General features: G+C 65.7%; 8 protein-coding genes. 1 reads left to right on the top strand and 7 read right to left on the bottom strand.

The annotated features are described in order from the left end of the window. Positions 1-447, top strand: a 447-nt coding sequence (locus KH208_RS13910) for a TetR/AcrR family transcriptional regulator (RefSeq protein WP_291437277.1), incomplete at its 5' end; no start/stop codon positions are given. A gap of 67 nt (positions 448-514) precedes the next feature. Here the strand turns inward: KH208_RS13910 and KH208_RS13905 are convergent. The 7 genes from KH208_RS13905 to KH208_RS13875 all read right to left on the bottom strand — a co-directional run. Beyond that, positions 515-2,563: an ankyrin repeat domain-containing protein gene (locus KH208_RS13905; RefSeq protein WP_291437276.1), complete on the bottom strand. Its 2,049-nt coding sequence runs from the start codon at positions 2,561-2,563 to the stop codon at positions 515-517. 100 nt (positions 2,564-2,663) lie between these two features. Further along, positions 2,664-4,373, bottom strand: a complete 1,710-nt coding sequence (locus KH208_RS13900) for an FAD-dependent oxidoreductase (RefSeq protein WP_291437275.1) — start codon at positions 4,371-4,373, stop codon at positions 2,664-2,666. Positions 4,374-4,643: 270 nt separating this feature from the next. Beyond that, positions 4,644-6,590: a selenocysteine-specific translation elongation factor gene (gene selB, locus KH208_RS13895; protein ID WP_291437274.1), complete on the bottom strand. Its 1,947-nt coding sequence runs from the start codon at positions 6,588-6,590 to the stop codon at positions 4,644-4,646. 141 nt (positions 6,591-6,731) lie between these two features. Beyond that, complete coding sequence (locus KH208_RS13890; protein ID WP_291437273.1) at positions 6,732-7,748, bottom strand: chemotaxis protein; 1,017 nt, start codon at positions 7,746-7,748, stop codon at positions 6,732-6,734. Between the two features lie 254 nt (positions 7,749-8,002). Continuing rightward, positions 8,003-8,872 (bottom strand): 4-hydroxy-3-methylbut-2-enyl diphosphate reductase, encoded by an 870-nt coding sequence (ispH, locus tag KH208_RS13885; protein ID WP_291437272.1) that lies wholly within the window; start codon positions 8,870-8,872, stop codon positions 8,003-8,005. Positions 8,873-8,911: 39 nt separating this feature from the next. Further along, positions 8,912-9,916: a tRNA-dihydrouridine synthase family protein gene (locus KH208_RS13880; RefSeq protein ID WP_291437271.1), complete on the bottom strand. Its 1,005-nt coding sequence runs from the start codon at positions 9,914-9,916 to the stop codon at positions 8,912-8,914. Next, positions 9,913-11,405 (bottom strand): SulP family inorganic anion transporter (locus KH208_RS13875; protein ID WP_291437269.1); only part of this gene is annotated, 1,493 nt, incomplete at its 5' end. The genes KH208_RS13875 and KH208_RS13880, both read right to left, overlap by 4 nt.

Below are 11,405 nucleotides of genomic sequence, written 5' to 3'. Positions count from 1 at the left end.
CTGGCGGGTCTGCATCGCCTGCTGAACAGCATGCCTCCAGGTCCGGAGCGGATCAGGGCGGTGCTGGAAAAAGCCCTTGACTGTTTTGACGACCCCCTGCATCGGGGCTGTTTTCTGGTCAACGGCGTGCTGGAGGCCAATGCCGGTGAACCGGAGTTTGCCGAGCGCCTCCAAAAACACATGGCCGACATCCGTACGGAATTCAGTTGGGCCCTGGCTGAAACTCCCGGCCTGTCAGGCTTCTTCAGCATTGAGGGGGCCGCCTGGTTTCTGCAGGCCCAGATCTGGGGGCTCAAGATCATGGCCCGGCTCAATCCCCAACGGGAACTGGGCCAGCGGCTGGTGGAACAGGCCATGTACGCCCTGTTCGGGCCGGATGCGGTGAAGGGCGGGCCGGAGGACAGCGCGGTGAGCGCGGAGGGTGGGGGAGCCGCCGGTACCGGGTAAGCCCGGTTCCGGAGAGCACTTCGATTTGTTGTCCGGAACCGGAATGCATTGCAGGGGCCGCGCCGCGTTATTTCCGGACTGTGGGCGAATTTGCCGCCGGAGCGGGCGCGAGCAGGCGCAGAACTTCCGGCGGCGCGTTGGCCGCGCGGGCCGCGTCCAAAGGCAGGACGCCGTGCCGGTCCGGTTGTCCGGGCCTAGCGCCCGCGTCCAGCATGAGGCGCAGCAGGCGCTGGCCGGTTTCCGGCGAAACCTGCCCCAGAATGCGGGCCACGGCCACCAGCGGCTCGCCGGGATCCCGTTCGGGCTGAGGGGCACGGTGCCGGCCGCCGTCGCTGAGACCCGTCTCGATAACATTCCGGGCCGCCGGAAAGTCTTCCGTAGCCCTGTCCCTGTCGCCGGCTTGCGGCTGGCGTTCCAGAGGCAGTGCGTTCCAGGTCCGTAAAGGTTCATAACTTGTTTGGCGGCGGCACCAGCCCGGCGGCCGGGTGGCCGCGCGCGTGGCATGGATTTTTTTCAGATAGGCCGCCGCCGTCAGATGGCTGCCCACGGCACGCCACGCCGCGTCGGGCAACTCCAGGCGCACGGCGCAGAGCGCGTCCAGGCCGTCGTCCTTCTTGTCTTTGCCCCATGTTTTCGTCCGCTCTTCCTGCCAGGCGCGCAGGCTGTCCCTGGAAGCGGCATCCAGCAACTGGCAGGTCAGCAGCGGAGGGTGGCGCTGTTCCATTTCGTCCCGGAAACGCAGCAAGGCTTTCAGGCTCCGCTGGCGTATGCGCGCATTCTGGTCGCGTTGCAGCCGTGCAAAGCGGTCGTCGGCCTGATTTTTGTTTTTGCCGAAAATGCTCACAGTAAGAGCCACGATGGTTTCCGGGGGAAGATCCCAGGCTTTCCATTCAAGTTCCAGCGGCGGTTCTTTTGAGGGCTGCCCGGCGGCCAGGGCGGACAGCCAGTTGAGAGAGGCGGAACGGACTTCGGGCAACAGGCATTTGACGGCCGCCATACGCGGGCCGGTGCCTTCCTGAAGCTGAAGCCAGCGCCATTCGCCGGGGCCCTTGTGCTCGGTCTGCACCAGGGAATCCAGCGTAGGCGGGGCCGGAGACAGGGAATTCATGTAATGCCGTTCCATCTCGGTGGGTGGGGGAACGGGCAGATCCCGGACGGGAACCAGCGTGTCAGGAGCGCCGCTGCCTCTCAGTGTCTTCAGCGCGGCGGCCAGAATGGCCACGTAGTCCTTGTCCGCGCGCGTTTGCATCTGTTCCGACAGGGTGAAGAAGCCAGGGCTCCTGTCATCCAGGCGGGCAATCAACTCCAGCAGCCAGCGGATCACGGCCGCTTCCGGAATGTGGCCGATGGGCGGCGAATGCGCATCCGTCTGTCTGGCCTTGGGCTTGGGAGGCGGCGGATAGCCCAGATCCATCCCTTCCCGGATCAGGGGCTCCGCGTGCCGGGCCACGGCCTTGTCCGGCGCGGCCAGGAGTTCGGCCAGGGGTGAGACTCCGGCGGCGTCATGGACATGGGGCTCGGCTCCTGCATTGCGCAGGATCAGTAGGGAGAGCGGGTCGGCCTTGCGTGCGGCCAGATGCAGAGGGGTACGGCCCGTTGCGTCACGAGCGTTGACCTGGGCGCGCAGGGGCGAACCGGGCCGGAGCAGGCGCGACAGCACGGCGTGATTGTCCGTATGCTCCACCAGGGCGTGCAGCAAAAGGCCGTGCTCCAGGACCGGCGCGGGCAGAGCCGTGAGCGCGGCCAGAGCGTCTTCGGGGCGGGCATGGCGGCAGGCGGCCGCGAACTCTTCCACTGAAGCGGGCTTGCGCCCCAGCAGAAGGCCCAGGCGGGGCGCTGCCTCCAGCAGGGTCATGGGCTTGTCCGAGCGGGCCATACGGATCAGGCCCGTGAAGCTGTCCTCCAGCAGGTCCCGGAAAAGCATGACCAGGCCCAGTACGGCGATGATCACAAGCAGGGTGCGCAGCAGGCGGCGCGGGACGCCGTAAACGTTTTCCGCCGTTGCCGAGGCCGGAGGCGCTTCCGGCTGCGTGTCCGCCGTAGCGGCCTGCCGCACGGAGGAGGTTCCATCGTCTTTGCGCCGTGAACCGGGGCGCGCGTTTTTCGCCCGGAACATGCCTGCCTCCCCTTGGCGGACAAGGTGCGAAAAAGCGGGCTCCGCTCCGGCGCCCGGAAGACGCGGGAGCGGAGCCCGAGAATGCCGTGTGCGCGGCGGGTTACGGTTTCAGGCCCATCTTGCCCACGGCCTGCATGCCGCCCGTGGAATTGACCACATCCGTGATGCCGTTGCGGGCCAGGATCAGCAGGCTGTCATAAGCGCGCAGGCCTGTATTGCAGATCAGCGCCACAGGCCGGTCTCTGGGCACTTCATTGATCCTGGCCGCGATTTCCTCCAGCGGAATGGAGTGCCATTCCGGATGCTGGGCCTGCACGGCCTGACCGGCCTTGGCCGGGCGGGCGTCGATAAAGAAGATGTGGTTCTGGTCCCGGTTCTTCCACAGTTCCATGAACTGGTCGCCGGTCACGGGTTTGAAACGTCCGGCCAGCACGTTGTCCGCCACGTTGCCCACAACGTTGACCACGTCCATGGCCGAGGCGAAGGGCGGCGCGTAGGAAACTTCCAGATTGGAGATGTCCTCCACCGTGGGTCTGGCGTACTGCAGCACGCCGGCCACGGCGTCCACGCGGGCCTTGAGGGCGTCGCCCGCCGAGCAGGCCCCCTGAATGCCCAGCACGCGCCTGGTGGGCTTGTCCACCACCAGCTCCAGGCTCATCATGTTCTTTTCGGGGTAGAAGTGGGCGCGGTCCAGCTGCTCCACGCTGACGCCGACGGCGTCATAGCCTTCCTTGCGGGCGCGCTCCACGGTAAGGCCCGTGCCGCAGAAGGACATTTCAAAGAGCTTGACCGCCCAGGTGCCCACATAGCCGGGGAAGGTGGCGTCGCCGCCCGCCAGATTGGTGCCGATGACCCGGCCCTGGCGGTTGGCCATGCTGCCCAGGGGCAGATAGCCCAGCTTGTCGGTGATGATGTTTCTGATGGCCACGCAGTCGCCGCCGGCGTAGATGGCCGGGTCGGAGGTGCGCATGTGCTCGTCCACCACCACCGCGCCGAAGGGGGCCACGTCCAGTCCCGCGTCCTTGGCCAGACGGCCGTTGGGGATAAAGCCCGCGGCGAAGATCACGAGCTGGGCGGGCAGTTCGCGCTTGTCGGTGACGACCTTGCTTACCGCGCCGTCCTTGCCCTCCAGCTTGAGCACCTTTTCGGAGGTGTAGACGTCCACCTTGTGGCTGACGCAATCATGCTCGGCCATCCGCGCCAGGGAGTGGGAGAGCACGCCCGGCAGGATCTGGTCCATCATTTCCACCACGCTGACCTTGACGCCCCACATGTCGGCCAGGGCCACGGCCGCCTCCAGACCGATGAAGCCGCCGCCCACAATCACGGCCTCGTTGACCTTGCCTTCCTGGCAGGCCGTGCGGATGGCGTCGGCGGCTTCCAGGCGGGTGAGCGAAAGCACGTTCTTGAGGTCCTTGCCTTCCACCGGGGGCACGCGCGGACTCGCGCCCGTGGCCAGCACCAGTTTGTCGTAGGGCAGTTTTTCCTCTTTGCCGCTGACCACGTCCTTGACCAGCAGGGTCTTGGCCGCGCGGTCAATGGACAGGGCGCGGGTCTGGTTCCGCACGGTCACGCCCTTCATGGCGCGGAAAAATTCGGGGTCGCGTATCGTGTGGTAGGGCGTGGCGCGCAGATCGTCCAGATTCTGCACTTCGCCGGACACATAGTAGGGGATGCCGCAGCCGCCGTAGGAAATGTAGACATTTTCGTCCACCAGGGTCACTTCGGCGTCGGGCATCAGGCGCTTGCAGCGGGAGGCGGCTTTGGGACCCAGGGCCACGCCGCCCACGATGAGAATTTTTTCAGGCATATTATAACGCTCCTTAATTGTTTATAGACTGATTATGTTCCGCCCTTCGGGCATGCTGTCTTTGTCGCCGGCGGATTGAAGCGTGCGGGCGACAATCCGGCGACTGGAAAACGGGAGATTTTTTTGAAAGTGGCCGCGCGGCGCTTAAGGAACGCGGCCCATAGCCGCTCAGGCGAAATCCGCCGTGCCCAAAGGGCAATGGTTTGAGCGCAGGGCATAAAAGCAAAGCCCCCCCGATACCATATTCCAATGCCGTTACCCGCCGGGAAGTCAGCGTCCTCTGTAACGGCGCTGATCGCCGACCCGCACGGTAATCCGTTCATTGTCCATGTATTCCAGCAGGGCAATGAGATATTTGCGGGACAGGCCCAGGATATCCTTTAAAGCGCCCACGTCCAGATTCTCGTGGTCGGCGAACCATCGGCGCACCCGCTCCAGAATGTCGGCCAGCGCGGCTCCGTCGTAATAGAGACCGTCCCTGATCTTGACCAGCGCGCCTTCCTCGCAGAGCAGGCGCAGTACGGGCGCGGCCTCTTTGGCGCTGACCCCCAGTTCTTCCAGCACATCCTTGGCGTTGGGCGGGGCAAGGCCCGCGCGCTGATGGGCTTGCAGCAGCTTTTGCCGCAGACCCGCCTGATCCGCCGCCAAAGTCACCTTGTGCCCGGCCAGGCGCAGGCCTTCGCCTTCCACGGCCAGACGGCCCTGTTTGAGAGCCGCGTCCAGAACTTTCTGGATCAGGCGCTGCGGCAGGCGTTTGCTCCAGCCGCTCAACAGGGCGTTGCGCGAAAATGCGGGCTTGAGCGGATCCTTGCGGTGCAGCTCTTCGGCACGCGCCAGGCAGGCCGCCAGCAGGTCCGCGAAAGCCGTCCTACTGATCCACTGGCGGCTCTCCTTGTCCCAACAGAGGGCTTCGCCTTTGGAGGAAAGCAGATTCAGGCCGGATTCCAGGGCGGAGGCGGCCAGACCGGTCAGAACCTTGAGCCGGGCCTCGTCGGCGCCGTCCCGGCCGCGCAGCAACAGAACGGCGCGGGCCAGAGACGCACGCTCCTCAGTTTTGCCGTCGCAGGCGCGCTCATGCAGATTGGGCAATTGCTCCAGCAGGCGCAGCTTGTCGGCCAGTTCCGGGTCTTTGCGGCGCAGTTCCGGCGGCAAGGGACTGATCAGAATGCCCCCGGCCACGGTGCGCAGGGGTGAATAGGCCCGCAGCACGCAGTGATCCCCGAACACGCCCACCATATCCTCGGCAAAGCGCACTTCAGCCAGCGCGGTTTCACCCGGGGCCAGTTTGTCCCGGTCCCGGAATATCACGCGGGCCGGGCATTCGCGCGTGCCGTGATGGAAATGGATTTCCACCCGCTGGCGCAGGGGCCGGGGGGCAGAGGAAAGGCAGGTCAGGCGGAGCAGCCAGCGCCGGGAAGGGAAGAGTTCGCCGGGGTGGGCCAGCACAAAGCCGCGTTCAATTTCCGTGACGTCCAGGCCCTGCACGTTGACGGCGCAACGCTGGCCCGCCGCCACCGAGTCCACGGACTTGCCGTGGCGCTGCAGGCCGCGCGCGCGGGTGGGCAGGTCCGGCGGCATGAAGCGGGCTTCATCCCCGGCATTGACCGCGCCGGAAATCACCGTGCCGGTGATCACCGTGCCGTGGCCCTTCATGCTGAACACGCGGTCCACGGGCAGGCGAAAGATGTCGCCGCGGCGGCGGGGGGGCAGCTCGGCCGCGCAATTCAGGATATGGGTCCGGAGCGCGTCCAGGCCTTCGCCCGTGGCCGAGGAAACCGGAAAAACCGGCGCGTTTTCCAGAAAGGTGCCTTGCAGGAAGCGCTGGATGTCTTCTTTGACCAGAGCGATCCAGTCCGGCTCGACCATGTCGGTTTTGGTCAGAGCCACAAAGCCGTTGCGGATGCCCAGCAGGGAGCAGATTTCCAGATGCTCGCGGGTCTGGGGCATGACGCCCTCGTCCGCGGCGATGACCAACATGACGAAGTCCACGCCCGCCGCGCCGGCCACCATGTTCTTGACGAAACGCTCGTGGCCGGGCACGTCCACAATGCCCAGGCGCTCGCCGCCGGGCAGGTCCACCCACGCGAAGCCCAGTTCGATGGTGATGCCCCGGCGCTTCTCCTCGCCCAGGCGGTCGCAGTCGATGCCGGTGAGGGCGCGCACCAGGGAGGTCTTGCCGTGATCAATATGCCCGGCCGTGCCCAGTACAACAGCCATGTTCCGCCCCTCCGTCGCCGAATATTTCAGAGCGAACATACACCGGAGAATACGGCATTGCAAATGACGCGGACCCGGAAAAGGGGGAATGCGCAGGCACATTCCCCCCTAATAGCGACATCTTTGTAAGTATATGAAAAATCAGGCCTGTCCGTTGCGGGCCCGTTCCCGGTCCTTGATCAGGGCCAGAGCCCGCTTGGCGAGCTGGGTCACTTCCGGCTTGGAAATCTGGTCGTCCGCGCCCACGCTTTCGCCCTTGTGGCGCAGTTTGTCCGTGATCAGGGAGGAGAAGAGCACCACCGGCAGTTGTTTGAGCATCGGGTCGGTCTTGATGCGGTGGGTCAGGTTGAGGCCGTCCATGACCGGCATTTCAATGTCGGAAACCATCACATGCACAAAGTCGGTGATGGGACGGTTGCCCTCTTCGGCGCGGCGCTTGAAGTCTTCCAGGCGTTCCCAGGCCTCGCGGCCGTTTTCCACGACCTCCACGGTGAAGCCCGCCTTTTCCAGCAGATCGCGCTGCATTTCGCGCACCAGAGCCGAGTCGTCGGCCACCAGAGCCCGGTAGCCGGTATTGTCCCAGTCCGCTCCCAGGTCGTCCAGGCGCAGGCCCAGCTTGGGATTAAGGTTGGCCACCACTTTTTCCAGGTCCAGCAGGAAGACGATGCGTTCTTCCAGTTTGACCACGCCGATGACCGTATTGTTGGAGACGGCGGCCACGTATTTGTTGGGCTGCTCCACCTTTTCCCAGCTGATGCGATGGATGCGGTTGACCCCGGAAACCATGAAGGCCGTGGTGACGTTGTTGAATTCCGTCACAATGGTCTTGGGCTGCTCGTCGGTCTGGGTGTGGGTTTTGCCCAGCCACATGGCGAGATCCACGAGGGGGATGATCCGCGAGCGCAGATTGAAGGCCCCGAGTACGCTGGGGTGCTGCACTTCCGGCAGTTCCGTGACCTTGGGCATACGGATGATTTCCAGCACCTTGGCCACGTTGACGCCGTAATAGCCCCGGTAGAATTCTTTTCCGGCGACTAGTTGCGGATCGGCATCCGCGCCTTCGACCCCGCCCGAGGGGGGCGTGGCCTCATCCAGGTAAAATTCCACCACTTCCAGCTCATTGGTGCCGGCTTCCAGCAGAATATTGGTCTGAGCCATGCTGCCTCCGAAAAGACGCTTTACTGATATGCGCGGTAAAATGTAAACATTTTACCGCGGATCGGCTGCGGCGCAAACGCGGTCGCGCCTTGCCTCCGCCGCCCATGGCGGCGCATCGGCTGCAGGGCCGATGTTTACTGATTTCTACGGAAATCAGTAAAGACGCCCAATAAATGACGCATCCGGGAAAAAGCCGCCGCATGCGGTTTCTCCCAGGCGCGGAGGCCGTGCGCTTCGCCGTGGACGCGCCGTGCCTACAGTGCCGCCAGCCAGTTTTCAGCGGCATCAATAAGGCTTTTCGGCGTGGATGCGCCGGCCGTTAGGCCTGCGCGCGTTTTTTGCGCAAATCTTTTGGCGTCAAGTTCGTCGGCGCTTTCCACATGGAAGGTGTCGATGCCGCTCAGAGCCGCCACATCGGCCAGGCGGCGGGTATTGCCGCTCTGTCTGCCCCCCACGATTACCATGACATCCACCGAGGAAGCAATGCTGCGGGCTTCCTCCTGGCGCTCACGCGTGGCGTCGCAAATGGTGGAGAGCACTGCCAGGCCGGGAAAGCGCGCGCGCAGGGCCGCTTCCAGAGCGGTGAAGGTTTCGCGGTCCTGGGTGGTCTGGGAGGCCAGCACATGGGTGTGAGCGGGGTCCAGGCGCAGTTCGGCCAGCTCTTCCGGGCTGCCGAAGACATGGGCCGGGCCGTGCGCGTAAGACACCAGCCCGCGCACCTCCGGATGGTCGGCCTCGCCGAAGAGCAGGAGGGTGGCTCCGGCGCGCGTGGCCCGCGCGATGGCAAGCTGGGCCTTTTTGACCTTGGGGCAGGTGGCGTCCACAACCCGCGCGCCGCTGGCGCGCACGCGCTCCTCCTCCTGCCGGGGGATGCCGTGGGCGCGGATGATGACCCTGTCGTCGGGCAGCAGTTCGACGGCATCGCGCACGCAGGCCACGCCTTTGGCTTCATAGAAGGCCAGCACCTGCGGATTGTGGATGATGGGCCCCAGGGTGCAGATGCGCCCGCGCGGGCCGTTGCTCTTGCCGATCCCGGCGGCTTCGTCCAGGGCCGTGTCCAGCTTTTGCAGGGCCAGGCTCACGCCCATGCAGAAACCCGCGGTCTTGGCGCGGAGGACATTCATATCCCAATCTCCTTGAGGGGCAATTGACGGAAAAGAAGGTCAGCGGGAGGCTGCGGTCAGAAAATTTTCCAGCGCGTCCGTGAGCTCCCGCCAATCAGTACAGCGGCAGAGCTCCCGGCGCAAGGCCCGTGTGCCGGGCAGGGCCCGCACGTAGCGCGGCACCACGGAGCGCATTTTCCACAGCGCGGCCCTGCCCGGGCAGAGACGGCGCGCCAGGTCCATGTGCCGCAAAATCATGGCCCGCAGGGCGGCGGGCGTGGGCTCGGCAATGCGTTCCCCCCGGCAGAGCGCCAGATGGGCGGCGAAAACGGCCGGACCGTACATGGCTCCGCGCGCGTACATCACGCCCGTGGCCCCGGTCTGTTCCAGGCAGCGCAGACCATCGGCGGCGCTGAACAGGTCGCCGCTGGCCAGCAGCGGCAGGGACAGGCGCGGCTTCAGACGGGCCAGGGCCTCCCAGTCCGCCGTGCCGCCGAAGCCCTGGCGGGCCGTGCGCGGATGCAGGGTCAGCCAGCCAGCGCCCAGGTCCTCCAGGCGCAGGGCCAGATCCGGCAGCACCGGGCGCGCGTCGTCCAGGCCCAGGCGCAGCTTGAAGCCCACCCGGCCCGGTCCCGCTTCTTTCAGCATGGCTTCGGCCACGGCCAGGCTGTTTTGCAGGTCGCCCAGCATGGCGGCGCCCGCGCCCTGGCGCAAGACCTTGGGCACGGAGCAGCCCATGTTCAGATCAAACCAGCCGTAGCCCGCCTCGCGCAGCAGGCCCACGGCCCGGCGCAGAAAGTCCGCCTCCGCGCCGAACAGCTGGACTACCAGGGGCTGGTCCTCGGGCAGGCTGACCAGCAGGTCATTAGTGCCGGGGCTCTGGTAAACCAGACCCTTGGCGCTGACCATTTCAGTGACGCAGACGGCGGCCCCGTATTCCCGGCAGAGCAGGCGGAAAGGCAAGTCACTGTACCCGGCCAGCGGGGCCAGCCAGGGTTTGTCCCGGCCGAAGGGCAGATGGCCGGGATTGGCCGGGCAACGGGGCAGCAAGGCGGTTTTGCTCATGTGTTTTTCGGTTTTTCCGGGCCGGGAAGGACGGCTGTGCCCTTCTGTCCGCCTGCCGTCGCCGTCGTCGCCGCCTCTCTGGCCAGGGCGGCCCGCGCGACCGGATCCCCCGGAACGGGCGGTACAGGCGGCGTGGGCGGCGGGCCTTCCGGCGCGGGGAAAACGCATTGGTTGTCCCGGCAGGAAACCCGGTTGAGCAGATTGGTGGCCAGGCGCAGTCCTTCATTGATAGTTTCGGCCACAAAGCCGGAACTCAGATAATCCAGAATGCCGGTGCGCCGGAGAATATCGCGCACGTTGCGGCTGCCCACCACCAGAATTACGGGCATGGAGCGGGCATAGCAGCGCTCCACGAACTGGGCCAGGGCGTGGGCGCCCGAGGCATCCAGCCAGAACACGCGGGTCAGATGCAGCAGGACCAGACGGGCGGGTTCGCGGTCCTCCTCGTAGAGCTGGCGTTCCAGTTCATGGATGGCCCCGAAAAAGAGGGTGCCTTCAATAACGTAGACCGCGATGCCGGGCGGCAGGTCCGGCGTCGCGTCGCGCAGCAGGGGGTCTTCGGGCCGCAGCCGGAGCACGCGCGGGTGCGCGGTTTTGTAGATGAAGAGCACCAGCGAGAGCAGCACGCCCACGAAAATGGCCCGCTCCAGGTCCAGGATCAGGGTGGCGGCGAAAGTCAGCAGCAGCACGGCGCGGTCGATGCGCGTGGCCACCAGACAGAGGCGGATGGATTCACGGTCTATCATCTGGAAGGAGATCAGCAGCAGCACGCCGCCCAGGGCGGGCATGGGCAGCCAGCTCATCAGCGGGGCCAGCACAAAGAGCATGGGCAGGGCCAGCAGGCCGGAATACACGGTGCCCATGCGGGTGTTGCCGCCGGAAGTGACCACCAGGGCGCTGCGGGTGAAGGAGCCGCAACCCGGTATGCCCGAGGTCAGGCCCGCTGCGATATTGCCCAGGCCCTGGCCGATGAGTTCCTGGCTGCCGTCGAAGCTGTCGCCCTTGATGGCGGCCATCTGCTTGCCGATGGCCAGGGATTCCACCGTGCCTAGCAGGGCGATGGCCAGGGCGGGCATGAACAGATCGCCCAGAGCCGTGATGTCGAAAGCCGGGGGCAGGGAAAAGGGCGGGATCACGTTGGGGATGGGCCCCACCAGGGTTACGCCGCGTTCTTTGACCTGGAAGATCGCGCCCACGGCCCCCACCAGGGCCAGGGCGATCAGGGTGGACGGGAAGCGCCGGGAAATGCGGCGCAGGGCCACGATCAGGACTATGGTCAGCACGGCCAGACCCAGGCTCCAGTAGTTGATCTGATCCAGATTCCGGAAAGCCATGCCGATCTGGGGGAAGAACCCGGCGGGCTTGGGCCCGGTCAGGCCCAGCACGGTCTTGAGCTGCCCTGCGGCAATGAGCAGGGCAGCGCCCGTGGCAAAGGCCACCATGACCGAATGGGAGATGAAGTTGGCCAGGTCGCCCAGGCGGGCCAGCC

This window comes from Desulfovibrio sp., from assembly GCF_018379785.1.
Lineage (GTDB): Bacteria > Desulfobacterota > Desulfovibrionia > Desulfovibrionales > Desulfovibrionaceae > Desulfovibrio.
Note: the sequence above shows the minus strand (reverse complement) of the source record. Positions and strands in the feature narration are given on the sequence as shown.